The organism is Streptomyces sp. NBC_00443, assembly GCF_036014175.1.
In the GTDB taxonomy this organism is placed as follows: domain Bacteria; phylum Actinomycetota; class Actinomycetes; order Streptomycetales; family Streptomycetaceae; genus Streptomyces.
In genome coordinates this window covers 3,187,990-3,214,906 of sequence record NZ_CP107917.1, presented here as the reverse complement: position 1 = coordinate 3,214,906, position 26,917 = coordinate 3,187,990, and the positions used below count along the sequence as shown (strand labels likewise).

Annotated in this window: 27 protein-coding genes; 19 read left to right on the top strand and 8 right to left on the bottom strand. The window is 71.8% G+C overall.

Features of this window, described 5'->3' with window-relative positions; genetic code table 11:
- Positions 1 to 128: 128 nt before the first annotated feature.
- Entirely contained in the window at positions 129 to 2,243 is a 2,115-nt protein-coding gene (locus tag OHO27_RS14140; RefSeq protein WP_328423808.1) for a S9 family peptidase, read from the bottom strand.
- Between the two features lie 175 nt (positions 2,244 to 2,418).
- Here OHO27_RS14140 and OHO27_RS14135 point away from each other — a divergent pair, with 175 nt between their 5' ends.
- From OHO27_RS14135 to OHO27_RS14100, 8 genes are all read left to right on the top strand, one after another.
- Entirely contained in the window at positions 2,419 to 2,613 is a 195-nt protein-coding gene (locus OHO27_RS14135) for a hypothetical protein (RefSeq protein WP_328423806.1), read from the top strand.
- A gap of 46 nt (positions 2,614 to 2,659) precedes the next feature.
- Positions 2,660 to 3,562, top strand: a complete 903-nt coding sequence (gene mshB, locus OHO27_RS14130; RefSeq protein ID WP_328423804.1) for an N-acetyl-1-D-myo-inositol-2-amino-2-deoxy-alpha-D-glucopyranoside deacetylase — start codon at positions 2,660 to 2,662, stop codon at positions 3,560 to 3,562.
- The gene (locus OHO27_RS14125; RefSeq protein WP_328423802.1) at positions 3,559 to 3,960 is read left to right on the top strand and encodes a DUF6113 family protein; all 402 of its coding nucleotides are present in this window, start codon (positions 3,559 to 3,561) and stop codon (positions 3,958 to 3,960) included. Before mshB ends, OHO27_RS14125 begins: the two co-directional genes overlap by 4 nt.
- Before the next feature lie 159 nt (positions 3,961 to 4,119).
- Positions 4,120 to 6,621: a hypothetical protein gene (locus tag OHO27_RS14120; RefSeq protein WP_328423800.1), complete on the top strand. Its 2,502-nt coding sequence runs from the start codon at positions 4,120 to 4,122 to the stop codon at positions 6,619 to 6,621.
- A gap of 130 nt (positions 6,622 to 6,751) precedes the next feature.
- Positions 6,752 to 7,705 carry an ABC transporter ATP-binding protein gene (locus OHO27_RS14115; RefSeq protein ID WP_328423798.1) on the top strand — a complete coding sequence of 318 codons (954 nt, stop codon included), beginning with the start codon at positions 6,752 to 6,754 and terminating at the stop codon, positions 7,703 to 7,705.
- Positions 7,702 to 8,442, top strand: a complete 741-nt coding sequence (locus tag OHO27_RS14110) for an ABC transporter permease (RefSeq protein ID WP_328423796.1) — start codon at positions 7,702 to 7,704, stop codon at positions 8,440 to 8,442. The genes OHO27_RS14115 and OHO27_RS14110 overlap by 4 nt, the downstream gene beginning before the upstream one ends.
- The gene (locus tag OHO27_RS14105) at positions 8,439 to 9,608 is read left to right on the top strand and encodes a sensor histidine kinase (protein WP_328423794.1); all 1,170 of its coding nucleotides are present in this window, start codon (positions 8,439 to 8,441) and stop codon (positions 9,606 to 9,608) included. Before OHO27_RS14110 ends, OHO27_RS14105 begins: the two co-directional genes overlap by 4 nt.
- Positions 9,605 to 10,219, top strand: a complete 615-nt coding sequence (locus OHO27_RS14100; protein WP_328423792.1) for a response regulator transcription factor — start codon at positions 9,605 to 9,607, stop codon at positions 10,217 to 10,219. The genes OHO27_RS14105 and OHO27_RS14100 overlap by 4 nt, the downstream gene beginning before the upstream one ends.
- Before the next feature lie 130 nt (positions 10,220 to 10,349).
- Here OHO27_RS14100 and OHO27_RS14095 read toward each other — a convergent pair whose 3' ends face one another.
- Both OHO27_RS14095 and OHO27_RS14090 read right to left on the bottom strand, forming a co-directional pair.
- Positions 10,350 to 11,201 carry a transglutaminase-like domain-containing protein gene (locus OHO27_RS14095; RefSeq protein WP_328423790.1) on the bottom strand — a complete coding sequence of 284 codons (852 nt, stop codon included), beginning with the start codon at positions 11,199 to 11,201 and terminating at the stop codon, positions 10,350 to 10,352.
- Between the two features lie 39 nt (positions 11,202 to 11,240).
- Positions 11,241 to 12,233 carry a GNAT family N-acetyltransferase gene (locus tag OHO27_RS14090; RefSeq protein WP_328423788.1) on the bottom strand — a complete coding sequence of 331 codons (993 nt, stop codon included), beginning with the start codon at positions 12,231 to 12,233 and terminating at the stop codon, positions 11,241 to 11,243.
- Positions 12,234 to 12,373: 140 nt separating this feature from the next.
- On the opposite strand from OHO27_RS14090, the gene fdxA reads away from it, so the two are divergent.
- Positions 12,374 to 12,694 (top strand): ferredoxin, encoded by a 321-nt coding sequence (gene fdxA / locus OHO27_RS14085; RefSeq protein WP_007495984.1) that lies wholly within the window; start codon positions 12,374 to 12,376, stop codon positions 12,692 to 12,694.
- Between the two features lie 118 nt (positions 12,695 to 12,812).
- On the top strand, positions 12,813 to 13,907 hold the full coding sequence (locus OHO27_RS14080) for a bifunctional succinyldiaminopimelate transaminase/glutamate-prephenate aminotransferase (protein ID WP_328423786.1): 1,095 nt from the start codon (positions 12,813 to 12,815) through the stop codon (positions 13,905 to 13,907).
- A 147-nt stretch (positions 13,908 to 14,054) separates the two neighbouring features.
- On the opposite strand, the gene OHO27_RS14075 is transcribed toward OHO27_RS14080, so the two are convergent.
- Positions 14,055 to 14,519, bottom strand: coding sequence for an ATP-binding protein (locus OHO27_RS14075; protein WP_328423784.1), 465 nt, complete (start codon positions 14,517 to 14,519; stop codon positions 14,055 to 14,057).
- Between the two features lie 372 nt (positions 14,520 to 14,891).
- Positions 14,892 to 15,869, bottom strand: a complete 978-nt coding sequence (locus OHO27_RS14070; RefSeq protein ID WP_328423782.1) for a heavy metal transporter — start codon at positions 15,867 to 15,869, stop codon at positions 14,892 to 14,894.
- A gap of 92 nt (positions 15,870 to 15,961) precedes the next feature.
- Between OHO27_RS14070 and dapE the strand changes: the two genes are divergently transcribed.
- Complete coding sequence (gene dapE, locus OHO27_RS14065; protein ID WP_328423780.1) at positions 15,962 to 17,041, top strand: succinyl-diaminopimelate desuccinylase; 1,080 nt, start codon at positions 15,962 to 15,964, stop codon at positions 17,039 to 17,041.
- 173 nt (positions 17,042 to 17,214) lie between these two features.
- Complete coding sequence (locus OHO27_RS14060; protein ID WP_328423778.1) at positions 17,215 to 17,973, top strand: TIGR00730 family Rossman fold protein; 759 nt, start codon at positions 17,215 to 17,217, stop codon at positions 17,971 to 17,973.
- A 91-nt stretch (positions 17,974 to 18,064) separates the two neighbouring features.
- Here the strand turns inward: OHO27_RS14060 and folP are convergent, their stop codons facing one another.
- Positions 18,065 to 18,925, bottom strand: coding sequence for a dihydropteroate synthase (folP, locus tag OHO27_RS14055; RefSeq protein WP_328423776.1), 861 nt, complete (start codon positions 18,923 to 18,925; stop codon positions 18,065 to 18,067).
- Between the two features lie 139 nt (positions 18,926 to 19,064).
- On the opposite strand from folP, the gene OHO27_RS14050 reads away from it, so the two are divergent.
- Positions 19,065 to 19,421, top strand: coding sequence for a DivIVA domain-containing protein (locus OHO27_RS14050; protein WP_328423774.1), 357 nt, complete (start codon positions 19,065 to 19,067; stop codon positions 19,419 to 19,421).
- Positions 19,418 to 20,005 (top strand): DNA-3-methyladenine glycosylase I, encoded by a 588-nt coding sequence (locus OHO27_RS14045; RefSeq protein WP_328423772.1) that lies wholly within the window; start codon positions 19,418 to 19,420, stop codon positions 20,003 to 20,005. The genes OHO27_RS14050 and OHO27_RS14045 overlap by 4 nt, the downstream gene beginning before the upstream one ends.
- Before the next feature lie 93 nt (positions 20,006 to 20,098).
- Here OHO27_RS14045 and OHO27_RS14040 read toward each other — a convergent pair whose 3' ends face one another.
- Positions 20,099 to 20,902 (bottom strand): enoyl-CoA hydratase/isomerase family protein, encoded by an 804-nt coding sequence (locus OHO27_RS14040; protein ID WP_328423770.1) that lies wholly within the window; start codon positions 20,900 to 20,902, stop codon positions 20,099 to 20,101.
- Between the two features lie 65 nt (positions 20,903 to 20,967).
- Between OHO27_RS14040 and OHO27_RS14035 the strand changes: the two genes are divergently transcribed.
- Both OHO27_RS14035 and OHO27_RS14030 read left to right on the top strand, forming a co-directional pair.
- Positions 20,968 to 21,132: a hypothetical protein gene (locus tag OHO27_RS14035; protein WP_328423768.1), complete on the top strand. Its 165-nt coding sequence runs from the start codon at positions 20,968 to 20,970 to the stop codon at positions 21,130 to 21,132.
- A 146-nt stretch (positions 21,133 to 21,278) separates the two neighbouring features.
- The gene (locus OHO27_RS14030) at positions 21,279 to 21,446 is read left to right on the top strand and encodes a DUF3117 domain-containing protein (protein WP_003966491.1); all 168 of its coding nucleotides are present in this window, start codon (positions 21,279 to 21,281) and stop codon (positions 21,444 to 21,446) included.
- A gap of 170 nt (positions 21,447 to 21,616) precedes the next feature.
- On the opposite strand, the gene OHO27_RS14025 is transcribed toward OHO27_RS14030, so the two are convergent.
- Positions 21,617 to 22,315: an O-methyltransferase gene (locus tag OHO27_RS14025; protein ID WP_328430428.1), complete on the bottom strand. Its 699-nt coding sequence runs from the start codon at positions 22,313 to 22,315 to the stop codon at positions 21,617 to 21,619.
- A gap of 235 nt (positions 22,316 to 22,550) precedes the next feature.
- Between OHO27_RS14025 and sigE the strand changes: the two genes are divergently transcribed.
- From sigE to OHO27_RS14010, 3 genes are all read left to right on the top strand, one after another.
- Complete coding sequence (gene sigE, locus OHO27_RS14020; RefSeq protein WP_328423766.1) at positions 22,551 to 23,249, top strand: RNA polymerase sigma factor SigE; 699 nt, start codon at positions 22,551 to 22,553, stop codon at positions 23,247 to 23,249.
- Complete coding sequence (locus OHO27_RS14015; RefSeq protein WP_328423764.1) at positions 23,246 to 24,217, top strand: anti-sigma factor family protein; 972 nt, start codon at positions 23,246 to 23,248, stop codon at positions 24,215 to 24,217. Before sigE ends, OHO27_RS14015 begins: the two co-directional genes overlap by 4 nt.
- Before the next feature lie 427 nt (positions 24,218 to 24,644).
- Positions 24,645 to 26,789 carry a trypsin-like peptidase domain-containing protein gene (locus OHO27_RS14010; protein ID WP_328423762.1) on the top strand — a complete coding sequence of 715 codons (2,145 nt, stop codon included), beginning with the start codon at positions 24,645 to 24,647 and terminating at the stop codon, positions 26,787 to 26,789.
- The last annotated feature ends 128 nt before the right edge of the window (positions 26,790 to 26,917 follow it).

The following is a 26,917-nucleotide window of genomic DNA, read 5'->3' as shown; positions in this document are numbered from 1 at the left end:
CATGGCGCACCCCGGCCCGTTTACGGCACCCGCACGGCCGTACGCTGTTCAGCCTCCACCGTCCGTATATCGGTACCGCTTCGGTGAAGTTGCCTGCGTGTTAACGCAGTTCGGGCGCTTTTGTACCGCTATGTCAGCGACCGCTGCAGGAAGTCCAGCTGAAGCAGCAGCAGGTTCTCCGCGACTGCTTCCTGCGGGGTCATGTGCGTGACGCCGGACAGCGGCAGCACCTCGTGCGGACGGCCCGCGGCGAGCAGGGCCGAGGACAGGCGCAGGGAGTGGGCGACGACCACGTTGTCGTCCGCGAGGCCGTGGACGATCATCATCGGGCGGTGCGGTTCGGCCGGATCCACCAGGCCCGCGTCGTCGATCAGCGAGTTGCGGCGGTAGACCTCCGGCTGCTCGTCGGGATGTCCGACGTACCGCTCCTGGTAGTGGGTGTCGTACAGGCGCAGATCCGTGACCGGTGCGCCGACCACCGCCGCGTGGAAGACGTCCGGGCGGCGCAGCGCGGCGAGCCCCGCCAGGTAGCCGCCGAAGGACCAGCCCCGGATGGCCACGCGGGTCAGATCGAGCGGGAACCGCTCGGCGAGCGCGTGCAGCGCGTCGACCTGGTCCTGCACCACGATCGCCGCGATGTCGTCCTTGACGGCCTTCTCCCACGCGGGCGAGCGCCCCGGCGTACCGCGCCCGTCCGCGACGATCACCGCGAACCCCTGGTCGGCGAACCACTGCGAGGTGAGGTGCGCGTTGTGCGCGGCGACCACCCGGGAGGCGTGCGGACCACCGTAGGGATCCAGCAAGACCGGCAGCGGGGTGTCACCGGCGTAGTCCCGAGGCATAAGCACGGCGCACGGGATGCGGCGTGCGCCCCCTTCGGTGAGGGTCACGCGCGGGGTCAAACCGGGATCTTCGGCATACGACCGGACCGTCGCCGTCGGCTTCCCGTCCCGCAGCACCTGGACCTGAGCCCCGGGCCGGTCAAGGGTGTGGGAGGCCAGTACCGTCACGCCCCCGGCGCGAACCGCCGAGTGCACGCCCGGCTCCTGTGAAACGCGCTCCATGCCGAGCTCGTTCACCCGGTACACGTGCACTTCGCCGATCTCGGGAACGGCCGCGGCCTCGCCCGCCGACGCCGAGATCAGCACGTCGTCCGAGGTGACGTCCAGCACCGCGCGGACGTGCAACTGCGGTCCGGTCAACGGGCGTTCGCCCACGGTGAGGACCCGCGCGCCGCCCTCGTCGGCGATGCGCACGAGGTGTCCTGACGGGCTCCAGCAGGGCACGCCAGGGAAAAGATCCAGCCATTGTGGATCTTCGTCCGCGTGCACCATCCGGGTCGCCCCCGTCGCCGGGTTCACGGCCAGGAACAGCTGGCTGCGCTGGTCGCGCGCCTGTACGAGCAGCAGCGGGGCACCCGCCGCTGACCAGTGCACTCGCGCCAGATACGGGTACCGCGCCCGGTCCCACGAGACCTCCGTACGCACCCCGTCCAGGCCGATCACGAACAGCCGCACGTCCGCGTTCGGCGTTCCCGCCGCCGGATACGCCACCCGCTGCGGCTCGCGCTCCGGACGTGCCGGATCGGAGATCCACCACCGGCGCACCGGCGTGTCGTCCGCCCGCGCCACCAGCAGCAGGTCCGACTCCGGACCCCACCAAAAGCCCCGGTAGCGCCCCATCTCCTCGGCGGCGATGAACTCCGCGAGGCCGTAGGTCACACCGTCCCACTCCGGCTCGGCGAGCGCACGGTCGCCCTCGCCCTCGGCGCCCACCACCCGCAGGGCACCCTGCGTGACGTACGCGATGTGCCGTCCGTCGGGGGAGGGGCGCGGGTCGATCACCGGCCCGGGGACCGGGAGTTCACGTGCCGTACCGGCCCGCAGTTCGGCCGTGAAAAGCCGCCCTGACAAGGCAAAAGACGCCAACTCGACGGCCGTGTCGGTGGCGTGGGAGACGATGCCGGCGCCGCCCTCTCGGCTGCGCTCGCGGCGTGCCCGCTCCTCGGGCGAGAGGTCCTCCGAGGTGCCACCCAGGAGGGCGCGCGGGTCGGCCGCCACGCGCTCCCCGCCGTCCGTCGTGTCGAGCACCCACAGCGAACTCGCCGGATCCGTCCCGGAGGTGGAGCGCAGGAACACGGCACGGGAACCGTCGGGCGCCACCGTGAAGGCGCGCGGTGCGCCGAAGGTGAACCTCTGGGTGCGGGCGTGCCGTCGGGGGAAGGACACAGGCTCGGTCGTCATGCCCCGACCATATTGGCCAGTGCGCCCCCTTGTGCGGCTGTGCGCCGATCGATGCGCACGGACGGATAGTTATGATCACAAGCGCATAGTGGGTATGAACCTGCTGGCTGCTGCATGGATTTATCTGCCCCCATAGTCCGACCCCCGCGCCTGGGATTCTTGGAGGTGAGCCGCCGTGGCACTCTCGATTTCGGCGGTGGTGCTGCTGGCGATCGTCGTCTTCCTGCTGGTCAAGAAATCAGGGCTGAAGGCGGGCCATGCCGTGGTCTGCATGCTGCTCGGTTTCTACCTGGCGTCCTCGACCGTCGCTCCCACCATCAGTGAGCTGACGACGAACATCGCGGGCATGATCGGCAGCATCAAGTTCTGAGCCGTGCCGGGCAGCGCTGTCGGTGTCGCCTCGTAGGGTGGGGCCCATGACGGAACTGCCCTCCCCCACCCTTCGGGCGGGGGGACCCCCATCTCGCTGCGCTCGGCGTCTGCTCCTGGTGCACGCGCACCCGGACGACGAGTCGATCAACAACGGCGCGACCATGGCCAAGTACACGGCCGAGGGTGCCCGGGTGACCCTGGTCACCTGCACCCTGGGTGAGCACGGCGAGGTCATTCCCCCCGAGCTGCGCCACCTGACCGGAGCCGAGCTCGGCGAACACCGCCTGGCCGAGCTCACGGCCGCGATGCGCGAGCTCGGCGTCGAGGACTTCCGTCTCCTCGGCGGCAAGGGCCGCTTCGAGGACTCGGGGATGATGGGCATCGCCGACAACGACGACCCCGCGAGCCTGTGGCAGGCGGACGTCGACGAGGCGGCCCGGGAGCTCGTCGAGGTGATCCTGGAGGTACGCCCCCAGGTGCTCGTCACCTACGACCCCGACGGCGGCTACGGCCACCCGGACCACATCCAGGCCCACCGCGTCGCCATGCGCGGGGCCGAGCTGGCCGCCGACGCCGGGTGGCAGATCCCCAAGATCTACTGGAACCGCGTCCCGCGCACGGTCGCCGAGGAGGCCTTCGCCCGGCTTCAGGCGGACTTGCCCGGATTGCCCTTCGCCAAGGCCGCCACCGTCGGCGACGTGCCGGGTGTCGTGGCCGACGAGCGGATCACCACCGTGATCGACGGCACCGCCCACGCCCCCGCCAAGGCCGCCGCGATGCGGGCGCACGCCACGCAGATCGATGTGGCCGAGCCGTACTTCGCGCTCTCCAACGAACTCGCGCAGCCCCTCTTCACGACCGAGTACTACGAGTTGGTGCGCGGGGAGCCGGCGGCGCGGACAGAGTCCGATCTGTTCGCCGGTGTCGCCGTCGAGGAGGCGTCATGAGCTCGATGCTCGCCCAGCCGCTGAAGCGGCCCTCCGCCCTGCGGGTCCTCGCCCACCTCGGGCTCTTCGTGCTCGGCGCGGTGGTCGGCGTGGCCGGAGCGCTGGTGCAGCCCGCGTGGTTCCCGGGCGGCCTGCTGCTCGCCCTCGCCGGCGAGGCCGGGCTCTGCCTGGGCGCAGCCCGGGCGATGGGCAGCCGGGCCGCGGCCGTCGCGCCCGCCGGCGGCTGGATGATCACCGTCATCCTGCTCACCGCCAGCCGCCCCGAAGGCGACTTCGTCTTCGGCACAGGCGCCGCCTCCTACCTCTTCCTGCTCGGCGGCATGGCTGTGGCTGTGATCTGCGCCACCCTCGCGCCTGTGCGGCAACCGGGTGGCGACGGCGTCCGACTTGCCAAGTGACGTACCACTTCTCCGCGCCGCACTCGTGCGAGTCCCGTGTGGGTTTCCCAGGCGGTCGTGGGATGCGGGCCGGAAGTGGCCAGTATGGTGGTGCGCGCCGCCGAGCCGTCCGAAGCAATGAGGTCGAACAGGCGGTGGAGCCAACCGGGAGAACCTGCCTTGAGCCGTGAAACTGACACTCCGTCCTCCGGGCCCAACGGGCGCGGCGGAGCCGCATACCCCTCGGGCACGCCGCCGTACGGGACCCCCATGGCTTCCGACAGCGGTGCGGAAGCGGGCCGTTCGGCCGCGCAGCCGGAGGAACGCAAGACCGAGACCACGCTGACGACGCGGATCCGGATCAACATCCCCGGATCCCGGCCCATTCCGCCGGTCGTCGTGCGCAAGCCCGTCGCGGACGCCGAGAGCTTCGGCCCCGTCGACAGCACGGACGCCGAGACATCGAGGCCGTCCGCCGCCACCGCCAGGTCCCCGGGCACCGTCGAGCCCCCGGCCCAGCCCGCGGGGCAGGCGGAGGAGAAGACGAGCGACTGGTTCGCGCCCCGCAAGTCCTCGGGGGGCAAGGGCGGTCAGGGCGGCGCGGCCACCAACGGTGCAGGCCTGCCGGGCGGTTCGGGCCCCGGCGCGGGCGGCCCCGCCGGCCCGGGCGCCGGTGCCGGGCGACCCGGTGGGGTCGTCGGCTCGATGAGCGTGCCGGGCGGCTCGCGCCCCGGCGGTGCGAGCGGCCCCGGGCTCCCCGGTGCGACCGGCGGTCCCGTGGCTCCGGGGCACGGCGGCGGCACCGGTTCCTTCGACGTCACCGAGGCGCTGGCGGCGGGCCCGCTGGGTGGCGGCAACGGCCCGCGCCCCGGCGGCGAGGCGCGCCGCGACGACCTGCCCTACTTCGCGGAGAACGGCAGCGGCGGCCCGGACGGTCAGGGCGCCCCGAACGGCTACGGAGGCCAGGGGGGCCCGAACGGCCCGGGCGGATACGGCGCCCAGGGCGGGCCGGGCGGTTTCGACCCGTCCGCCGACTTCAACGCCCCGAACAGCTTCGACGGCTCCGGCGACTTCGGCGGCCCGAGCGACTTCAACGGCTCGAACGGCCGCGGCGGCCAGGGCGGCCCGCACGGCCCCGCGGGCCCGACGACCGGTCCGGTCACCGGCGACGGCCCTGCGGTGCCGCCGGTCACGGGCGGCGGACCCGGCGGTCCCGGTGCTGCTGGTCTTCCCGGCGGTCCGGGCGGTCCGGGCGGTTCCGGTATTTCCGCCGGTCCCGGCGGCCCGAGCGGCCCGGCTGGTGCCGGCATCTCCGCGGGCCCGGGTCGGCCCGGCGGGCCAAATGGTCCCGGCGGCCCTGGCAGTGGCCGTGGCGGCCCCGCCGGTCACGGTGGTCCTCCCGGACCTGCCGGCCCGGGTGGTCCGGGCGGCATTTCCGCCGGACCCGGTGGCCCCGGCGCTTCCCCCCACGCCCCGGGCCGCGGCCCCGGCGGTGGGATGAGCGACGACACCGCGATCCTCACCCCGCAGAAGCCGGCCCCCGAGCCCGGCAACCCGAACTACGGTGTCGCCGACAACGTCTCCGGTCACACCGTCACCAGCGGCATCCCCGTCGTCCCCTCCGGCGCCCAGAGCGGGCCGTTCGGGCCGGGCGGCGCCGACGCGCCCGGGCCGCACACGCCCCCGAAGCTGCCGGAACCCGCCAGTTCGGAGACACAGGCATCCCGCGCGCCCAAGAAGAAGGGCCGCAGCAAGCTGGCCCTGATCGGCGGCGGCGTGATCGTCCTCGCCGGCGGTGTCTACGGCGCCGGCCTGCTGATGGCCCACTCCGACGTGCCCAAGGGCACCACCGTGCTCGGCGTCGACATCGGCGGCGGCACGCGCGACGAGGCGCTGAAGAAGCTCAACGACGCCTTCGACAAGCAGGTCAACAAGCCGCTGAAGCTCTCGGTGGGCGGCAAGACCGTCACGCTGGAGCCGGACAAGGCCGGGCTGCAGTTCGACATGCAGCAGACGGTCAGCACGGCCGCGAGCAGTGACTACAACCCGGTCTCGGTCATCGGCGCCCTCTTCGGCAACCACCGGGTCGTCGACCCGGTCATGCCCACCGACGAGGAGAAGCTGCAGGCGGCCCTCCAGGACGTCTCCGGCGGTTCCGGCTCGGTGACCGAGGGCACGATCAAGTTCGATTCCGGCAAGGCCGTCGCCGTCTACGGCAAGGCCGGCAAGGGCATCGACGTCGCCAAGTCCACCGCGGCGGTCCAGGGGGCCTACCGCACCCAGGTCGAGACGGGCGCGTCCGCCGCGGTGCAGGTCCCTACGACCACCCAGCAGCCGACGGTCACGAACGCCGAGGTCGACCGGTTCATGAACGAGTTCGCCGAACCGGCGATGGCCAACAAGGTCACGGTCCAGACGGATGCCGCGCACAGCATCCCGTTCGGCTCCCTGTCACTGCCGAAGATCCTCGGAGTCAAGGCCGTCGACGGCAAGCTCGTGGACACGTACGACCTCACGGCGCTCAAGGCAGCGTACGGCGCCACCTTCGACGGCGTGCAGATCAACGGCGCGAGCGGCAAGCGCGACGTGCTTCCCCAGGACGTCGCCTCCGCCCTGCGCAAGGCGCTGCGCGCCAAGACGGCGGCGGAGCGCACCGTCACCATCGACACCAACCCGAGCTAGCGAAACCAGCTCGGAGCAGGGGCACCCGGCAATCGCCGGGTGCCCCTGGCCGTCGTATGACATCTGTCATCCGGCAGTCAGGACCGCCGACACTGCCGGGCTCCCGGCCCCCGCGGCCACCCTTGAGCACATGACAACGACAGCGTTGAACACGACGACTGCGGTGGTCGGATTCGACCGGGTGAGCAAGAGCTACGGGGACGTACGAGCCGTCGACGGCCTCACGCTCGCGCTGCACCCGGGGGAGACCGTGGCCCTGCTGGGCCCGAACGGGGCCGGCAAGTCCACCACGCTCGATCTGCTGCTCGGCCTCAAGCGCCCCGACAGCGGCAGGGTCGGCGTCTTCGGCACCGACCCGCGCGAGGCGATCGTCGCCGGACGGGTGGGTGCCATGCTGCAGAGCGGCGGGCTGATGGACGAGGTCACGGTCGCCGAGATGGTGCGGCTGGCCTGCGATCTGCATCCGCGGCCGTACCCCGTCTCCGACGTCCTCGCCCGCGCGGGCATCACGCAGATCGCCGACCGCAAGGTCGACAAGCTCTCCGGCGGCCAGTCCCAGCGCGTCCGCTTCGCCCTCGCGACGGCGGGCGACAGCGACCTGATCGTCCTCGACGAGCCCACCACCGGCATGGACGTCACCACCCGCCAGGCCTTCTGGGCCACCATGCGCGAACAGGCCGACCAGGGCCGTACGGTCCTCTTCGCCACGCACTACCTGGAAGAGGCGGACGCGATCGCCGACCGGGTGCTGGTCCTGCACCGCGGCAGGCTGCTGGCCGACGGCACGGCGGCCGAGATCAAGGCGAAGGCGGGGGCGCGGCGGATCTCCTTCGACCTGGCCGACGGTCCGGTCGACGAGGCCGCCCTGCGCGAGCTGCCCTTCCTCACCACGTTCACGGTGTCCAACAGCGGGTCCGCCGCGGGGTCGGGCCGGACCGTCCGTATCCAGTCCACCGACGCCGACGCGACCGTCCACGCCCTCTACGGGCTCGGCCTCTACCCCCGCAACCTCGAAGTCGCCGGGCTCGGACTGGAGCAGGCGTTCGTCGCCATCACCACCGCCGAGGAGGCACGTACGTCATGAAGGCCCTGATCCGGCTGGAACTCACCCGCGCCCTGCGCAACCGCAAGTTCCTGTTCTTCTCGGTGCTCTACCCGTCGATGCTGTTCCTGCTGATCGCGGGCAGCGCCGACAGCACGACCGAGGTCGACGGCACGGGCCTGACCCTGCCGACCTACATGATGGTCTCCATGGCCTCCTTCGGCGCCCTCACGGCCGTCCTGATGGGCAACAGCGAGCGCATCGCCAAGGAGCGCGAGAGCGGCTGGGTACGGCAGCTGCGGCTGACCACCCTGCCGGGCCGCGGGTACGTGCTGGCCAAGACCGCGAGCGCCGCCGTGGTCAGCCTGCCGTCGATCGTCGTCATCTTCGTCGTCGCCGCGGTGGTGAAGGACGTACGGCTGGACGCCTGGCAGTGGCTCGCCCTCACCGGTGCGATCTGGGCCGGGAGCCTGGTCTTCGCCGCGCTCGGTGTGGCGATCGGATACTCCGCGACCGGTGACGCGGTACGCCCGATCACCATGATCATCTACTTCGGGCTGTCCCTGCTCGGCGGCCTGTGGATGCCCACGACGACCTTCCCGCAGTGGCTCCAGGACATCGCCGCCTGGGTGCCCACGCACGCGTACGCTGCCCTGGGGCAGGCCATCGAGCAGAGCCAGGCCCCACACGCGAAGGACCTCGCCGTCCTCGTCGTCTCCTTCGCTCTCTTCACGGGCGGCGCGGCCTGGCTGTACCGGAAGGACACGTTGAAGGCGTGAGCGGCACAGGCGTCGGGATCGGACAGCGCCCGGAGAATCGCAAGCAACGCTTCATCAAGCTCCTGTGGACCGGTATCTGGCTGGTGTACCTGAGTGCGCCGGCCAACGACCTGCTGCACGGCGGCCACAGCCCGGGCGTAAGGGTGCTCGGCTGGATCGGCCTCGCCGCGTTCGTCACCTGGTACATGCTGCTGCTCTTCCGCACCGGCCGAGGCGAGCGCAACAGCGTCGTGCTCGCCTCGCTCGGCGTCCTCGCCGCCCAGTCCACGGTCCTCGCACTGACCCTGGGCCGGGAGTGGCTGGTGCTGTTCGTGTACGTGTCCATCGCGTCCGGCGCGGCCCTGCCGCTGCGCATGGCGCGCTGGACGATCCCGGGCGCGTCCGCGCTGATGACCGTGATCGCGTTCGCGACACCGGGCGGCAAGGCCTTCCTGGCCGGGCTGTTGATCCCGGCCCTGCTGGGCGGCTTCGCCATGACCGGCGTCCGCGAACTCATCCGCACGACGGTCGCGCTGCGCGAGGCCCGCGCCACCGTCGCCCAACTGGCGGCCAACGAGGAGAGACTGCGCCTGGCCAGGGACCTGCACGACCTGCTGGGCCACTCCCTCTCCCTGATCACCATCAAGAGCGAACTCGCGGGCCGTATGCTCCCCGACCACCCCGACAAGGCGGCCCGGCAGGTCGCCGACATCGAGCAGGTCAGCCGCCAGGCCCTGGTCGACGTGCGCGAGGCGGTCTCGGGCTACCGCCGCCCGCGCCTCGCGGCGGAACTGGCGGGCGCCAGGGTCGCCCTGACGGCCGCCGGCGTGAGGGCCGAACTCCCGGCCGAGCCCGACCTCACCGACGTCTCCGAGGACAGCGAGACGGCCCTCGCCTGGGCGTTGCGCGAGGCGGTCACCAACGTCGTACGGCACAGCGGCGCCCAGTGCTGCACGGTCGAGGTCGTGCGCCGCCACACCCTCGACGGTGCCGTCCTCGAACTCTCCGTCGAGGACGACGGCTCCGGCGAGCAGGGCAACGGCCCCGGCCACGGCCTGACGGGCCTATCGGAACGCCTGGAGAAGGCGGGTGGCACCCTGGAGGCGGCCGGCACCCGGCAGGGCTTCCGGCTGATCGCCCGCGTCCCGGCCGCCGCGATCTCGGCGGACGTAGGATCCGGTTCATGAGCCGCACGATCAAGGTCCTCCTCGCCGAGGACCAGTCGATGGTCCGCGAGGCCCTGGCCGCCCTGCTCGGCCTGGAGGAGGACATCGAGGTCGTCGCCCAGGTGGCCCGCGGCGACGAGGTCCTGGCGGCGGCCCGCGAGCACGACGTGGACGTGGCGCTCCTGGATATCGAGATGCCGGGCGCGACGGGCATCGAGGCCGCGGCACTGCTGCACAAGGAGCTGCCGGCCGTGAAGCTGCTCGTCCTCACGACCTTCGGCCGCCCCGGCTACCTCCGCAGCGCGATGGAGTCCGGCGCCGACGCCTTCCTGGTCAAGGACGCCCCCGCGGCACAACTGGCCGAGGCGATACGCAAGGTCCTGGCAGGGGAACGGGTCATCGACCCCACCCTGGCGGCAGCGGCCCTGGCGGAGGGCGCCAACCCTCTGACGGACCGCGAGCGGGAGGTCCTGCGGGCAGCGGAGGGCGGCTCCACGAACGCCGAGCTGGCAGCAGCCCTGCACCTGTCCCAGGGCACGGTCCGCAACTACCTCTCGACGGCGATCCAGAAACTGGCGGTACGGAACAGGGCGGAGGCGGTACGGATCGCGAGAGAGAAGGGCTGGCTGTAGTCGCCGGACAAGGGCAGCGCCCCAGGGGCGCGGGGCTGTCCCGACATGCGGCTCCGCCGCGTGGGCGCGATCAACGACTATGCACCCGCACCCGCATGACAACGCAACCCCCTACGGCGAACCGGCGAACTCAATTGAGCAACGCCCGAGCCGCCCGAGCCTGCCCCCGCACCTGTTCCGCCGCCCCCTCGTCCACCGCACAGATCAACTCCGCGTACTCCTCCAACTCCACCGCCCCCTCGACGAAGTCCCCCCGCTGCACAAGCAACTGCGCCCGCTCGAACCGCAACCGAGCCGGATGCGACGGCAGCAGCAGCGACAGGTCCACCGCCCACAGCGCCACATCCGACCGCTCGGGCCGAGTCGCCGCCCAGGCCCGAACGTTGTTCAGAATCCGCAGCACCACATCCAGCGGATCGGCCGGCGACAGCATCGACGGATCCAGCGGAGCCCCCGTGGCCCCCGCCACTAGCAGCTCCGCATCGCCCCCCGTCAACACCCGCCCTCCGTCGAACGGATCGGCGAGCACCTGCTCATCGACCGGCCCGAACCCCACGACGAAGTGCCCGGGCAACGCGACCCCGTACACCGGGGCCCCCGCCCGCCGGGCCACCTCCAGCCACACCACCGACAACAGAATCGGCAGCCCACGCCGCCGCTGAAGCACCTCGTGCAGCAACGACGACTCCAGCCGCTGATAGTCCGCGGCCGAGCCGCGAAACCCGTACCGCTCCCCGAGCAGCTCACGCAGGGCCACGGCCCAAGCCCTCGGCCCGCCCGGCCGGAACGGCAGCTGTCCGGCCAGGGCATCCAGCTCCACCTGTACGGAATCCATCCTCGACTCGTCCAGTGCCCCGTCCGCCTCGGCTCCCACCAGCAGACACAGCATGGACAGATCGGGCCGCTCGGACCGCGCCTCTTCGGCGAACCGCCTCCGCAGCTCGGCGGAACGTTCGGGCGGTGGGGGATAGGGGGGACGCATAGCTGGCTCGTGCCCTTTCGCGGCGATCGGTACCACTGCTCACGGAGATCGATAGTGGTGGTAGGCATGATGCGCGGCGAACCCCATCCCGGCGTACATCTCCCGCGCGCCCACGTTCTCCGCCTCGACCTGCAGCCACGCCGCCGACGCCCCCTCGTCGAGGGCCTGCCGGGCCAGCGCGGCCATCACCCTGGTGGCCAGCCCCTGCCGCCGCAGCGTCGGATCGACCTCCACGGCCGCGAACCCGGCCCACCGCCCGTCCACGACACAGCGCCCGATCGCGGCGGGCGCACCACCCTCCGCACTCGGAACGGTCGCGAACCACACCGACGGCCCGCTCCCGAGCACCCTCAGGGCCACCTCGCTCACCCCCTTGCGCTGATACCGCGCAAGCCAAGCCTCGTCCGCCTCCCGGGCCAGCACCACTCCGGCACCTTCGTCCCGGTCGGTGACGGGCGCGAGCGCCCCGATCCACATCTCGGCAGACACCTCCCGCACCCACCCGAGCCGCTCCAGCTCCGCGCACAGCAGCTCCTGCGTGCCCTCGGCCCCGGTCGCGGTCTGGACGTACGCGGGGAGCCCACGGTCGCCGTACCAGCGCCGTACGACGTCCAGCGCGTCCGGCAGCGGTATGCCGGGGTCGCCGAGCGGCAGCACCGAGTTGGCCCGCCGGGTGAACCCGGACGCGGTGCGCAGCTCCCACTCGCCGAGCCGCTCGCTCACGACGGGCCGCCACGCGCGCGCGGCGACGTGCGCGAGTTCCTCGTACGACGCGGCGGGCCCCCGGCGCCGGGCGGGAGTGGGGGGCACCACCTTCCCCGCGACCAGCGACGATTCCGCGATGCGGACGGTCTCGCCACTCTTCCGTGTGATCAGCAGCACACCGTCGTCCCATGATGCGAGAACACCCACCGTGTCGGTGAACTTCTCACCCTCGGCCGCAGGATCGTTCAGGCGGCGCACGGAGACCCGTTTGCCCACGTCAGCAGCGGTGATACGGACCTTAAGGCGTCCCGTCGCTGAGATTTCCACAGGTCAGTTCACCCCTCCTGTTCGGATCATGCCCAAGAACGGAGATACTAGAGGCGGGCATCGACGACGCCGCGCTCCCGCGCGCCAGGCGGCGGAGCCTGAGGAGGCCCGCCAGCGCCCTATCGAGGAGGAACGACAGCGTGACCTACGTCATCGCGCAGCCTTGTGTCGACGTCAAGGACAAGGCGTGCATCGAGGAGTGCCCGGTCGACTGCATCTACGAGGGCCAGCGGTCCTTGTACATCCACCCGGACGAATGCGTCGACTGTGGTGCCTGTGAGCCGGTATGCCCGGTCGAGGCGATCTTCTACGAGGACGACACTCCGGAGGAGTGGAAGGACTACTACAAGGCCAACGTCGAGTTCTTCGACGAGCTCGGCTCCCCCGGCGGCGCCAGCAAGCTGGGTCTGATCGAGCGCGACCACCCGTTCGTCGCCGCGCTCCCGCCGCAGGCCGAGTAATCCTCACCGGCGACCCGCACAGCGTGCCGCCTCGGTCCCGTACGGCCTGATCACCCCGATCGTCGTGCGGGACCGAGGCGTTGCCGTATCCGCTGTACCAGAAAGTGAGCGAGATCCCGTGTCCGCAGTCTCCGACCGCCTTCCGGCCTTCCCCTGGGACAAGCTGGAGCCGTACAAGAAGACGGCCGCCGCGCACCCCGACGGCATCGTCGACCTCTCGGTCGGCACGCCGGTCGACCCGGTTCCCGAGCTGATCCAGAAGGCCCTGATCGACGCGGCGGACTCCCCGGGCTATCCGACGGTCTGGGGCACCCCGGCACTGCGTGACGCGATCACGGGCTGGGTGGAGCGCCGCCTGGGCGCCCGTGAGGTCACCCACCGGCACGTCCTGCCGATCGTCGGCTCCAAGGAACTGGTCGCCTGGCTCCCCACCCAGCTGGGCCTGGGCCCCGGCGACAGGGTGGCCTACCCGCGGCTCGCCTACCCGACGTACGAGGTCGGCGCCCGCCTCGCCCGCGCCGACCACGAGGTCTACGACGACCCGACCGACCTGGACCCGGCCGGCCTGAAGCTCCTCTGGCTGAACTCCCCGTCGAACCCCACGGGCAAGGTCCTGTCCAAGGACGAGCTCACCCGGATCGTGGCGTGGGCCCGCTCGCACGGCATCCTGATCTTCTCCGACGAGTGCTACCTGGAGCTGGGCTGGGAGGCCGACCCGGTCTCGGTCCTGCACCCGGACGTGAACGGCGGCTCGTACGACGGCATCGTCGCCGTCCACAGCCTCTCCAAGCGCTCGAACCTGGCCGGCTACCGCGCCGCGTTCCTGGCCGGCGACCCCGCGGTCCTGTCGCCCCTCCTGCAGATCCGCAAGCACGGCGGCATGATGACGTCGGCCCCGACCCAGGCGGCCGTCGTCGCGGCCCTCGGCGACGAAGAACACGTCCGCCTCCAGCGCGACCGCTACGCCGCCCGCCGCACGGCCCTGCGCGAGGCCCTGCTCCGCCACGGCTTCCGCATCGAACATAGCGAGGCCAGCCTCTACCTCTGGGCCACCAAGGACGAGTCCTGCTGGACGACTGTCTCCACCCTGGCCGACCTGGGCATCCTCGTGGCCCCTGGCGACTTCTACGGCGAGGCGGGCGCCCACCACGTACGCGTCGCCTTCACAGCGACGGACGAACGCGTGAGGGCAGCGGTACAGCGCTTGACGTGACCAGGGCTGCCTGCAGCGCCGGGTGTCGTGCGGACACGCTCCGGCCCCGACGGGCACAGCGGCATACCGCCGCAGGCACGCACAAGCCGACGGGGCCCAGGGAGACTCCCTGAACCCCGTCGGCTCAAGCCAGGCGCACGCCGACCGTCAGCCGATGGGAAGCCCCTGCACCGGCAGCGCCCCGGTCGCCGGCACGCCGGACCCAGCCGCGTCACCGAGGACGGTCCCGACCGACCCGGCAACGCCGCCCGCGGTCTCCTGCGCCGCGGGCGTCGCCTTCTTCGTGACCTTGCTGCCGGCCTTGGTCGCCGTCGGCACCGCCTTCTTCGCGGCCTTGCCGCCGGTCTTGGTCACCTTGCCACTGGCCTTCGTCGCGGTCGGCAGCGCGTTGTCGACCGCGTTGTCGACCGCGCCGCCCGCGAGCCCGGTGGCGTTCGTGGCCGCGCCGTCGACGACGCTCGCGCCGTCCAGGGCGGTCAGCCCGCCGACCTTGGAGGCGTCGGGCAGTGCGGGGGCCGCGCTGGCGGAGCCGGCCGCACCGACCCCGGCAGCCGCTCCCGCAGCGACGAGCAGCGCGGCACGGGCGATCCGGCGGGTCAGGGGGAGGGACATGATGCTCCTTCGACGGTTATGTCGGATGAGAACGATGAAGTGTCCGACCGCGCCCGGCAGTTGACCGACTGGCTGTTGATCTCCGGGCTCGGACGCAGTGACTACCGCTCGAAGCCCGCGAAGGTTGCGGCGGCGCAACGTAAAGAGTTGGCAATGCGTCGCATTATCGCCTGCGGATAAAACCGGGCAAAACTCATGTCGCCCGAAACCCTGCCGAATCCTTACAGCCCTTGATTCTCAAGGCCTTTGACGGATACGAGGGTGTCCGCGCGAAAACCTGCCCACACCACCGCCGACCGACACCTCGGGTGACCCTCGGGAGTGATCAGCCGAACGCCTGCGCGTAGTCGGCGTGTACCGGTTCGGCGGCTGCTACGGCATGGTCGTGATCCGGACCGAGTCCGGCCCGCTGCGTGCCCCCGAGGCGCCCTGCCCCGCGAGCGGACGCCACTGGCTGTCGGTGTTCCCGGCGGTCCACTCCCGGCCGGCGTACGACACCCGCTCGATGTGCAGATCGGAGGCGTTGGCCACGGCCCAGTGGGCCAACTGCCAGCCACGCTCGCGGACACCGCGCCCGGCGCTGGAACCCCGGTCGCCGGTCACAGGCAGCACGACGGTCCGCCCGTCGCTTCCGGCCACGGACGCGGTGGGCGTGGGTGTGGCGTCCTTGGCGCCGACCTCGGCCGAGGCCGGCTGGAGCGCGTCCCGACCGAAGTCCCGTACGAGCGCGGCCCGCACGCCGTCCGGGCCCGCGGCCTGGGTGGCGGCGGGGCGCCCCTCGCAGGTCAGCGTGGCCGCAGAACGTCCGGTGAGGGCGGCCGCGAGCAGCGTCGCGTCCGGCTCGTGCTTGGCGTACGCGTCCGGAAAGCCGCTGCGCTGGACGTGCTGCGCGGCGACGGTGAGCGGCATCTCCGTGTATCCGCGGACCTTGACCAGGTGCTGGTAGAACATGCCCGACGAGTAGATCGGGTCCATGATCTCCTCCTCGGTGCCCCAGCCCATCGAGGGCCGCTGCTGGAACAGGCCCAGCGAGTCACGGTCGCCGTGGGTGATGTTGCGCAGCGCCGACTCCTGCAGGGCGGTCGCGAGGGCGATCGCCACGGCCCGCTCGGGCAGCCCCCGGCCGGTGCCGACGGCGGCGATCGTCGCCGCGTTCACCGCCTGCTCCGGCGTGAACTCGTACCGCGCCCCGGCGCCGTCGCCCGAAGCGACCTCGCAGCCCGGCTCGCCCGTGCCGCCGGTTACGTACTGCACCGCGAGATACCCCGCGACGGCGAGCAGGACAAGGAAGGCCGCCCCGCGACGCAGGAGGCGGCCACGACGTTTGGAGGAGGGGTACGGCTCTGGCACGCCTACAAGGTAGCTGAGGTTACCGAGGGGTATGGGTCGAGTGAGGAAAGTGGGCCGACGGCCTGACGGTCGGGCGCGTTAGGGTCGGCACCATGGCCGACACCTCCCTTGACCTCACGCTGGACGCCGCGAAGCTCACCGCGCAGCTCGTCGACTTTCCCTCTGTCAGCGGCACGGAACAGCCCCTTGCGGACGCGATCGAGGCCGCCCTGCGCACGCTGCCGCATCTGACGGTCGACCGGTACGGCAACAACGTCGTGGCGCGGACCGACCTGGGTCGGCCGGAGCGCGTGATCCTCGCCGGCCACATCGACACGGTGCCGATCGCGGACAACGTACCTTCGCGACTCGACGCGGACGGTGTCCTGTGGGGCTGCGGCACCTGCGACATGAAGTCGGGCGTCGCGGTCCAGCTCCGCATCGCCGCGACGGTCCTGGCCCCGAACCGCGACCTGACCTTCGTCTTCTACGACAACGAAGAGGTCACCGCGGACCTCAACGGCCTCAAGCACGTGTCCGAGGCCCGTCCGGAGTGGCTGGAGGGCGACTTCGCGGTCCTGCTGGAGCCGTCGGACGGCGAGGTCGAGGGCGGCTGCCAGGGCACGCTCCGGGTGCTCCTCAAGACGAAGGGCGAGCGCGCCCACTCCGCGCGCAGCTGGATGGGCTCGAACGCGATCCACGCGGCGGCCCCGATCCTGGCGCGCCTGGCGTCGTACGAACCCCGTTACCCGCTGATCGACGGCCTGGAGTACCGCGAGGGCCTGAACGCGGTCGGCATCTCGGGCGGCGTGGCGGGCAATGTCATCCCGGACGAATGCGTCGTGACCGTCAACTTCCGCTACGCCCCCGACCGCACCGAGGAGGAGGCCGTCGCGCACGTCCGCGAGGTCTTCGCCGACTGCGGGGTCGAGGAGTTCGTGGTGGACGACCACAGCGGCGGCGCGCTCCCCGGCCTCTCCCACCCCGCGGCGGCGGCGTTCATGGCCGCGGTCGGCGGCACCGCGCGCCCCAAGTACGGCTGGACGGACGTCTCCCGTTTCTCCTCCCTCGGCATCCCAGCGGTCAACTACGGCCCCGGCAACCCGCACTTGGCGCACAAGCGGGACGAACGGGTGGAGACGGCGAAGATCCTGGCGGGGGAGGAGCGGCTGAGGGCGTGGCTCACGGCGTAGGAGCCGCGGTGGACCAGGGGTGAGCGTGCGCCCGGGGATCGCCGGTACGGCGCTTCATGGCGGACATGCACACGTCCCCCGTCCGTAACCCGCGTGGATCTACGCTGAGTGGAAAGACCTGCAACATCTGCACGACCTGCAAGTCCGCAGGCCCCGCAGCGGAGGGAGCGTACATGGCTACCGGCAACCCCGAGGGGAAGAAGCAGCCACCGTCGGAGCAGCGTCTGGGACCGGTGATCCGCAGGCGGGGTCAGGTGACGGCGAGCACGACCGACCAGCGCCTGCTGGATGCGGGCGGGCCCTCCGACTGGGTCCACACGGACCCCTGGCGAGTCCTGCGCATCCAGTCGGAGTTCATCGAGGGCTTCGGCACGCTCGCCGAACTCCCCGCCGCCATCAGCGTGTTCGGCTCGGCCCGCACGCCGGTCGACTCGCCCGAGTACGACGCCGGAGTCCGCCTCGGCCGGGGCCTGGTCGAGGCCGGCTTCGCGGTGATCACCGGCGGCGGCCCCGGTGCCATGGAAGCGGCGAACAAGGGCGCCTGCGAGGCGAAGGGCATCTCGGTCGGCCTCGGCATCGAGCTCCCCTTCGAGCAGGGGCTCAACCCCTACGTCGACATCGGCCTGAACTTCCGGTACTTCTTCGTCCGCAAGATGATGTTCGTCAAGTACGCCCAGGGCTTCGTGGTCCTCCCCGGCGGCCTCGGCACCCTCGACGAACTCTTCGAGGCCCTCACCCTCGTCCAGACCCAGAAGGTCACCCGCTTCCCGATCGTCCTCTTCGGCACTGAGTACTGGGGTGGCCTGGTCGACTGGCTGAAGAACACTCTGATCGCCCAGGGCAAGGCCTCGGAAAAGGACCTGCTCCTGTTCCACGTCACGGACGACGTGGACGAGGCGGTGGCACTGGTGTCGAAGGAGGCGGGGCGCTAGCGCCAGGCTTGAGCCGTGCGGTCCGGCGTCCGAGGACGAAAGGTGTTCCTCGGCGCCGGTCCATGCAGGGGCGGCGGGGGGATGGAGATCGCTACGCCAACCCCCGTCGCGCCACCGCCGGAGCCCGCCACCCCGCGATCGACGCCACCATCTCCAGCACCTGCCGCGTCTCCGCCACCTCATGCACCCGGTACACCTGCGCCCCCAACCACGCCGACACCGCAGTGGTGGCCAACGTCCCCACCACCCGCTCCTTCACCGGCCGGTCCAACGTCTCCCCGACAAAGTCCTTGTTGGACAGCGACACCAGCACAGGCCACCCCGTCTCCACCATCTCCCCGAGCCGCCGAGTCGCCTCAAGACTGTGCCGCGTGCTCTTCCCGAAGTCGTGCCCCGGATCGATCAGGATCGACTCCCGCGGCACTCCCAGCGCCGACGCCCGCTCGGCCAGCCCGACGGTCACCCGCAGGATGTCGGCCACGACGTCGTCGTACGTCACGCGATGCGGCCGAGTACGAGGCTCCGCGCCCCCGGCATGCGTACACACCAGCCCCACCCCGTACCGAGCGGCGACCTCCGCCAGCCCGGGATCCACGCCACCCCACGCGTCGTTCAGCAGATCCGCCCCGGCCTCGCACACCGCCGCCCCGACGGAGGCCCGCCAGGTGTCCACGCTGATCACGACATCCGGAAAGCGCCGCCGCACCTCGGCCACGAACCCGACCGTCCGCCGCGCCTCCTCCTCGGCGGTCACCTCTTCGCCGGGCCCGGCCTTGACCCCGCCGATGTCGATGATGGCCGCCCCCTCCGCCACGGCCTGCTCCACGCGCGCGAGGGCGGGCTCGTCGCGGAACGTCGCCCCTTGGTCGTAGAAGGAGTCCGGGGTCCGGTTCACGATCGCCATGATCACCGGCTCGTGCGCGTCGAACTCACGCCTGCCCAGCCTGAGCATCCCCTGTGACCTCTCCTTGTGTGTCCTGGTACGTCCCGCCCTTTGGGCCGCCTGCGACCCTAACTGTCAGAGTCGCATGGCACGATCGGACCCTGACACACTCGACCGCTCGCATAAACCGACCGTGGGGGCCGCAGCGATGGTTATGTTCTTGTTCCTGGTCGTCGCGCTGGCCGTCGTGGTCGCCGCGGTGACACTCGCCGTGGTGGGCGGCGGCGAGAGCGACGGCCCGCTGCCCGAGGCGGCGCCCGAGCGCCTGCAGGATCTGCTGCCGCTGGACCGCCCGGTCGACCGCGCGGACATCGAGACCCTCCGCTTCCCGCTCGCCGCGCGCGGCTACCGCATGGCCGATGTGGACGATGCCCTCAGCCGCCTCGGTGCCGAGCTCGCCGAGCGCGACGCCCGCATCGCCGACCTGGAGTCCGCGCTGTCCGGCGCGCAGGCCTCGGCCGGTCATGTGTCGATGGACAAGCCCGCCCAGGAGGACCAGCAGTGAGTGACGGCACGGCCCTCGCCGGCCCGGACGGCGCCCTGCGCTGCCCCTGGGCCCTGTCCACCCCGGACTACGTGACGTATCACGACGAGGAGTGGGGCCGCCCGGTCCACGGCGACGACGCCCTCTTCGAACGCCTCAGCCTGGAGGCCTTCCAGTCGGGCCTGTCCTGGATCACGATCCTGCGCCGCCGACAGGGTTTCCGGGCCGCCTTCGCGGGCTTCGAGATCGCCAAGGTCGCCACCTTCACGGACACCGACAAGGACCGCCTCCTCACCGACGAGGGCATCATCCGCAACCGGGCGAAGATCGACGCGACCGTCGCCAACGCCCGAGTCCTGGCCGACTGGGCCCCCGGCGACCTGGACGCCCTGATCTGGTCCCACGCCCCGGACCCGACCACGCGCCCGGCCCCGAGGACCCTCGCGGACGTCCCGGCGGTCACCCCGGAGTCGACGGCCCTGTCCAAGGCCCTGAAGAAGAGGGGCCTGCGCTTCGTGGGCCCGACGACGGCATACGCGTTGATGCAGGCGTGCGGCCTGGTCGACGACCACTTGCAGGCATGCGTCGCGAGGAGCGCCCCGTAAGGGGCGCGGGGCTGTGCCGATGTGCGGCTCCGCCGCGTGGGCGCGGCCAACCACGACGGACCCGCAGCCCCCGACGGCGCTACCGCCCCGAGCTCATCGGCCCAGGTACTTCGGCTTCTCCTTGTTGACGAAGGCCTGCACCGCGATCGCATGATCGTCCGAGGACCCCGCTCGCGTCTGCAACTCGTCCTCCTTCTCCAAGGTCTCCTCCAAGGAGTGCGACAGCCCGAACGCCACCGCCTCCTTGATCGCCCCGTACGCCACCGTCGGCCCCTCGGCCAGCGCCCGCGCCACCTTCTCGGCCTCCGCGCGCAGCTCATCCGCGGGCACCAGCCGGTTCGCGATCCCCAGCTCGTACGCCTCCTGAGCCTTGATGTTGCGTGGGAAGAGCAGCAGGTCGGCCGCGCGGCCCGGTCCGACGACCCGCGGCAGCGTCCACGAGATCCCGGAGTCGGCGGTCAGCGCGACCCCCGCGAAGGACGTGTTGAAGGCCGCCGTGTCCGCCACCACCCGATAGTCCGCAGCGAGCGCGAACCCGAAGCCGGCCCCCGCAGCGACCCCGTTCACCCCGGCCACCACCGGCTTCGACATCCCGGCCAGCGCCCGCACGATCGGGTTGTAGTGCTCCCGCACGGTGCTCATCGTCTGCCCCGACCCGGTCTCCCGGTCCGCGATCAGCAGCCCGATGTGCTCCTTGAGGTCCTGCCCCACGCAGAACGCCCGCTCCCCGGCCGCGGTCAGCAGCACGGCGCGTACGGCGTCGTCGCCCGCCGCAGCCTGAACCGCGTCCCGCAGGGCGACCTTGGTCTCGATGTTCAGCGCGTTCATCGCCTCGGGGCGGTTCAGCGTGATCGTCGCGAGCCCGTCGCTCACCTCGTAGAGCACGGTGTCGGCCATGGCGTATCCCCTCCGGTGTGGCTGCTCGGGCGTACTCGTCGGTACGCACCTGTCTGAAGGACAGCATGGCGGAGATCACCGACCACGGCCCCGACCGGACGTGTGACCTGCGTCAAAGAATTCGTGTCCGGTTCCGTTCGGCCGAAGCGCGTGCGGCGGAGCAGTATCGCAGTCACATCGCCGAATTGAGTGGTTTTGCTCGCGCGCGTTGCCCAAGCGATGCCGACTGATGTTGGTCATCGGGTCCTGAGATGCGGGATAATGGCTTGGAAGCAATGTGTTCGATGCCGGTGTCGCGTGTCCCATATCTGACGCGCGTGCCCTCCATGGGGCCGTCGGCTTTGACGATGAGCTGGTTTCAGGAAGGGGAACGAGCATGGCGGCCATGAAGCCGCGAACGGGCGATGGCCCGCTCGAGGTGACCAAGGAGGGGCGGGGCATCGTCATGCGCGTTCCGCTCGAAGGCGGCGGTCGGCTCGTCGTCGAGCTGACCCCGGACGAGGCCGACGCGCTCGGCGATGCCCTCAAGAAGGTCGTCGGCTGACGCGGCAGCGACCCCACCCTTTCGGCTACCCCGGCATCGCACATGGTGCCGGGGTAGCTGCTTTCCCCGGTACGTCTGCGGTTCTCCCCGGTTCGTCTGCCAGTCTTCCCGCGAGGGTCCGTGGCTATGCCCGGTAGGAAACACGGCCTGTGCGGCGGCCGGTCAGGCGGTCAGCGCTTGACCGCGCACAGCAGCCCGTCGCCCACCGGCAGCAGTGACGGCACCAGCTCCTGGCTCTCGCGCACCGCGCGCAGCAGTTCCCGGATCCGTATGACCTCGGTGGGCTGCGGGCCCGAGTCGACCGTGCGGCCGTTCGCGAACACGCCCTCGAACACGACGAGGCCGCCCGCACGCAGCAGGCGCAACGATTCAGCGAGATAGTCGAGGAACTCCAGCCGGTCGCCGTCACAGAAGACGAGGTCGTAACCGGCGTCGGCGAGGCGAGGCAGGACGTCCAGGGCACGGCCCGGGATGAAGCGGGCGCGGTTGCTCGCGAAGCCCGCGGCCCGGAAGGCCTGGCGGGCGAACTGCTGGTGCTCGGGCTCGGGGTCGACCGTGGTCAGCACGCCGTCCGGACGCATTCCGTGCAGGAGGTGGATTCCGGAGACGCCGGTACCGGTGCCGATCTCCGCGACCGCCTTGGCCTCCACGGTGGCGGCGAGCATCCGCAGCGCGGCACCCGTGCCGGGCGACACCGAGCGCAGCCCCGCTTCACGGGCCCGGTCACGGGCCCAGCGCAGGACTTCGTCCTCGGCGACGTAGGCGTCGGCGAACGCCCAGCTCGTCTGCCGGTTGCCGGTAATGACCCTCTCCTGTCCCCGTGGTTGCCTGGGCGTGACTGTATCCGTTGCGGCCGGGAACCCGCAGATGGGACCAGGCGTTTAGAGGGGTGGGAAGACGAGCGGGGGGACACAGTTGGATCACGACGACGAGCAGGGCCGAGAGCAAGTGCTGACGCAGGCGCACCAGCCGTGCCAGCCCAGATCAAATTCTCGTAAAACCGCTTATCCGGAGCTAACGGGCGAGGTGGCTATGGTAGGGGCTCCACTGGACACCACCAGAGCCGATAGGGGAGGTGCGGCTGCGCCTGTGGATCGGGGAGGAGTGCTCCGGCGCTTTCTCGGATCGGCAGGTAGGCCGAAATCCGTGAACGACACCGCTGACCACAGCCACGCCGCCGACCATGCCCAGACCGCGACCTTCTCCACCGACGCGGACGGGCAGGCGTGGACTCCGCCCACCTGGGAGGAGATCGTCAGCACGCACAGCGGCCGTGTCTACCGCCTGGCGTACCGCCTCACCGGCAACCAGCACGACGCCGAGGACCTGACGCAGGAGGTCTTCGTCCGCGTCTTCCGCTCCCTGTCGACGTACACGCCGGGCACCTTCGAGGGCTGGCTGCACCGCATCACCACCAACCTCTTCCTGGACATGGTCCGTCGTAAGCAGCGCATCCGCTTCGACGCGCTGGGCGACGACGCCGCCGAGCGGCTGCCCAGCAAGGAGCCCACGCCCCAGCAGGTCTTCAACGACGCGCACTTCGACGCCGACGTCCAGCAGGCCCTCGACACGCTTGCGCCCGAGTTCCGCGCCGCGGTCGTCCTGTGCGACATCGAAGGACTGTCGTACGAGGAGATCGCCGCGACCCTCGGTGTCAAGCTCGGCACCGTCCGGTCCCGTATCCACCGCGGCCGTTCCCAGCTGCGCAAGGCCCTCGCGCACCGTTCGCCGGAGGCGCGTGCCGAGCGCCGCTCCTTCGTGCCGCGTGTGCCTGCACTGGGGGGAGGGGGCGCGACCGCGTGAGTGGCACCCGACCCAACCCCGCCGAACGGCTCCTCGCCGAGCAGCACCTTGGCGACCGACTCTCCGCCCTCGTCGACGGAGAGCTCGGTCATGAGACGCGCGAGCGTGTCCTGGCCCACCTGGCGACCTGCGCCAGGTGCAAGTCGGAGGCCGACGCCCAGCGCCGACTGAAGAACGTCTTCGCGGAGGCGGCCCCGCCGCCTCCCTCCGAGAGTTTCCTGGCCCGTCTTCAGGGCCTCCCCGGGGGAGGTGACCTGGACGGCGGCGGCTCGCCGCTTGGCGGGGGAGGATTCGGCGGCCTGTCCGGACGGCCCGGCGCCGGGGTCTTCGGAGTGAAGCAGGACGACCGCTTCGAGTTCGGCTACGTCCCGTCGCGTTCGCACGCCGTCCCGGCGCTTCCCGTCTCCGACCGTGGCTTCCGCACCCACCCCGTGGGCCGCCATGACGCCGACCGCGCGTCCTCCCGGATGAGGTTCGCGTTGGTCGCGGCGGGCGCGGTGTCGCTGGCGGCCATCTCGCTGGGCGGCGTCACGACCAGCGCGCCGACCGACGCGGAAGCGCGCAGCGGCTCGGGGACCGGCAGCAACGTGACGCCGACGCGGACCCAGGGCACGGGCGCCGCGGCAGCACCGGAGAGCCAGCGCCGCCGTGCCCTGGGCCCCCTGCTCGCACAGGGACAGGGTGCGCAGACGCCCGACACCCCCGCGGCCCCGACCGAGGTCGCGGCTCCCCTCCTGCCCGGGATGCCGGCCCAGCACGCCGACGCGGACATACACACCCTCGCCGCGCCCGTGGTGGCCGGCGCGGCCGCCATGTCCCCGCTGATACGCCCGCTCAGCGCGACCCCGCCGCTCGCCCTGACCTCGTGGGCCACGACCGCCGCGATCACGGCGGCCCCCGAACTGCTCACCGCAACGCTCCCCGACGTGACCTCATCCCCCTCCGCCCCACCGGCCACCGGCCGCTGACCCGGCCTCTGCGCAGCGGCCCACGAACCTGATTGAATCCAGGGTGGGCCGTGCGCCGTGCCTGTGGGCCGGGCGCGGAGTGGTTGGGCTGCGGCCGCCGTTGACGCCGCGTGCCGGATGGGGGGTAGCACGAGGTCGCCGGTTTCCTGGGGGGAACCTGAGTGCGACAGCGCAGAGTCGAGTAGGCATTCGGGCGCCGGGACGTCCCGGTGGCGGCCTGCCGGGAAGCCAGGGATCGCATGCAGCCGCTGCCGTCGGCGCGGCACCGTTCGGGCGGGGCTCCTTGGAACAGCCGGCATACGGGCTGCGGGGCGGCGACCGATCGGCTGAGGCTGCCCAGCCGGACGCCGGCCGTGTCCGTCCGGACGCGGCCAGGAGCGGAGCGCCCTACTCGAGCATCGGGTCAGCAGTGAGCAGGAAGCAGAGCATGAACGAGGGGAAGCCCGCGAAGGCGAAGTGGTGGAACCGACCTCGACCGCAGGGGCCCTCGGCCGAGCCGGAGGGGCCGGCTCGGGCGCCGGACGACTTGAGCGGGCCGACGACACCGGACGGGGCTGCCGGGGACGCCGGTGCGCGGGGCCACGGTGCCGATGTCGAGGGCGACTTCGAGCTGGCGCGGCCCGCGGTCGGCGACGGTCGTGGCGGGACGTCAGCCGAGGGCGACTTCGAGCTGGCGCGGCCCGCGGTGGGAGCAGCCGGCGACGGGGCCGCAAAGGCGGGGGACTTCGAGCTTCGGCCTGCGGTGAGCGGCAGTGGCGGTGACGGGGCTTCCGCCGAGACGGACTTCGTACTGGCGCGGCCTGCTGCGCGCGTGGACGGCGACGGTGACGGTGACGGCGACGCGGCTTCGGGCGAGGGGGACTTCGAGCTGGCGCGGCCGAGTGGAGCACCCGCGTCCGTCCCGGAGGCAGACGTGACGGTCACGGCAGTCGGAGCTGCTGACGACGCCGAGCGCCCCAAGCCCCTGCACGACCCCGACCCCTACAGCACCCCGCCCTACGGCGAGCCCGGCCCCTGGGCGCCCGCTCCGCCGGTCCAGCACCCGGCGACCACGCCCGCGCACGGGACGTCCGTAGCGACCCCTCCAGTGGCGCACGGCGTGCCGATGCCCGAGCCCGTTGCACCCGCCCCGACGACCGGCACCCAGGACGCAGCACACCCCGCACCCGCGCCACCCGTACCCCCGCCCCCGTCCGTCGCCGAACCCACCCCCACGCCGAGCCCAGCCCTCAGCTCAACCGTCACGGCGGCGCCCCCGGCATCCCCGCCCAGACAGCGCCTCCGGCGCCCGGCACAGCCACCCAGGCCACCCCCGCCCCGGCGGCTCCGGCGGCGGACGCCCCACCCCCCGCCGACCCATGGCAGAACTACGACCCCTGGTCCCGCACCCCCACACGACCCCCCACCCCACCGCCCCCTCCAGCACAACGGCGTTGCAGGCGTCACCGGTGAGCCGAGCCGCAGCCGCGGAAGGAAGGCGCTCCTCGTCGGTGCCCTGCTGCTCGCGCTCGTGTCCGGTGGGGTCGGTGGTGCCGTGGGGACGTATCTGGAGCGCAACGGGGGGGTGGGGGACGTGGAGCTGCCGCAGGCCGGCAGTGAGTCCGCCGGGCGGGCGCCGGACAGCGTCGCCGGGATCGCCGCGCGTGCCCTGCCGAGTGTCGTGACGCTGCATGTGAGCGGCAACGAGGAGCAGGGCACCGGCACCGGGTTCGTGCTCGACGACCGCGGTCACATCCTCACCAACAACCACGTCGTCGAACCCGCGGGCGATGACGGCGAGATATCCGTGACCTTCCACAGCGGCGACACCGCGAAGGCCACCGTCGTCGGCCGGGACGGCGGCTACGACCTCGCGGTCGTCAAGGTCACCGGCGTCCGCGGCCTCGCCCCGCTGCCGCTCGGCAACTCCGACAACGTCCACGTCGGCGACCCTGTCGTGGCCATCGGCGCCCCGTTCGACCTGGCGGGCACGGTCACCTCCGGCATCGTCAGCGCCAAGGAGCGGCCGATCACGGCCGGCGGTGAGAGCGGCGACGGGAGTGACGTGTCGTACGTCGACGCGCTGCAGACCGACGCGCCCATCAACCCGGGCAACTCCGGAGGCCCCCTTCTCGATGCCCAGGGCCGTGTCGTCGGCATCAACTCCGCGATCCGTTCCGCCGACAGCGGATCCGACCTCGACGGCGGCCAGGCCGGCTCCATCGGCCTCGGCTTCGCCATCCCGGTCAACCAGGCGAAGCGCGTCGCCGAGGAGCTGATCAACACGGGCAGGGCGACCCACCCCGTCATCGGGGTCACCCTCGACATGGACTACACCGGCGACGGAGCCCGCGTCGGCGCCAAGGGCAGCGACGGCGGCCCCGCGGTCACCGGCGGCGGCCCCGGCGCCAAGGCCGGCATCAAGTCGGGCGACGTCATCACCGAGGTCAACGGCCAGCGCGTGCACTCCGGTGAGGAACTCATCGTCAGGACCCGCGCCCACCGCCCCGGCGACCGGCTGGAACTGACCTTGGAGCGCGGCGGAAAGGAGATCTCGGTGTCGCTGACGCTGGGCTCGTCGAGCGGAGACTGAGCGGGGCCGAGACTCACAGAAACCTCTCAGCGTGACCCGCGTCACCCCCCACACGGGTCCTGATAAGGCAAACAACCCGGAAAACCGCACGCCCACCCGCATTCGGAGGCCTCGGGACAGTACCGGTC

Bases quoted from the DNA above. Each gene is read 5' to 3' on its own strand.
- OHO27_RS14140 (WP_328423808.1), bottom strand. From the start codon at position 2,243: ATGACGACCGAGCCTGTGTCCTTCCCCCGACGGCACGCCCGCACCCAG.
- mshB (WP_328423804.1), top strand. From the start codon at position 2,660: ATGACGGAACTGCCCTCCCCCACCCTTCGGGCGGGGGGACCCCCATCT.
- OHO27_RS14125 (WP_328423802.1), top strand. From the start codon at position 3,559: ATGAGCTCGATGCTCGCCCAGCCGCTGAAGCGGCCCTCCGCCCTGCGG.
- OHO27_RS14115 (WP_328423798.1), top strand. From the start codon at position 6,752: ATGACAACGACAGCGTTGAACACGACGACTGCGGTGGTCGGATTCGAC.
- OHO27_RS14110 (WP_328423796.1), top strand. From the start codon at position 7,702: ATGAAGGCCCTGATCCGGCTGGAACTCACCCGCGCCCTGCGCAACCGC.
- OHO27_RS14100 (WP_328423792.1), top strand. From the start codon at position 9,605: ATGAGCCGCACGATCAAGGTCCTCCTCGCCGAGGACCAGTCGATGGTC.
- OHO27_RS14095 (WP_328423790.1), bottom strand. From the start codon at position 11,201: ATGCGTCCCCCCTATCCCCCACCGCCCGAACGTTCCGCCGAGCTGCGG.
- OHO27_RS14075 (WP_328423784.1), bottom strand. From the start codon at position 14,519: ATGTCCCTCCCCCTGACCCGCCGGATCGCCCGTGCCGCGCTGCTCGTC.
- dapE (WP_328423780.1), top strand. From the start codon at position 15,962: ATGGCCGACACCTCCCTTGACCTCACGCTGGACGCCGCGAAGCTCACC.
- OHO27_RS14060 (WP_328423778.1), top strand. From the start codon at position 17,215: ATGGCTACCGGCAACCCCGAGGGGAAGAAGCAGCCACCGTCGGAGCAG.
- folP (WP_328423776.1), bottom strand. From the start codon at position 18,925: ATGCTCAGGCTGGGCAGGCGTGAGTTCGACGCGCACGAGCCGGTGATC.
- OHO27_RS14050 (WP_328423774.1), top strand. From the start codon at position 19,065: ATGGTTATGTTCTTGTTCCTGGTCGTCGCGCTGGCCGTCGTGGTCGCC.
- OHO27_RS14040 (WP_328423770.1), bottom strand. From the start codon at position 20,902: ATGGCCGACACCGTGCTCTACGAGGTGAGCGACGGGCTCGCGACGATC.
- OHO27_RS14035 (WP_328423768.1), top strand. From the start codon at position 20,968: ATGGCGGAGATCACCGACCACGGCCCCGACCGGACGTGTGACCTGCGT.
- OHO27_RS14030 (WP_003966491.1), top strand. From the start codon at position 21,279: ATGGCGGCCATGAAGCCGCGAACGGGCGATGGCCCGCTCGAGGTGACC.
- OHO27_RS14010 (WP_328423762.1), top strand. From the start codon at position 24,645: ATGAACGAGGGGAAGCCCGCGAAGGCGAAGTGGTGGAACCGACCTCGA.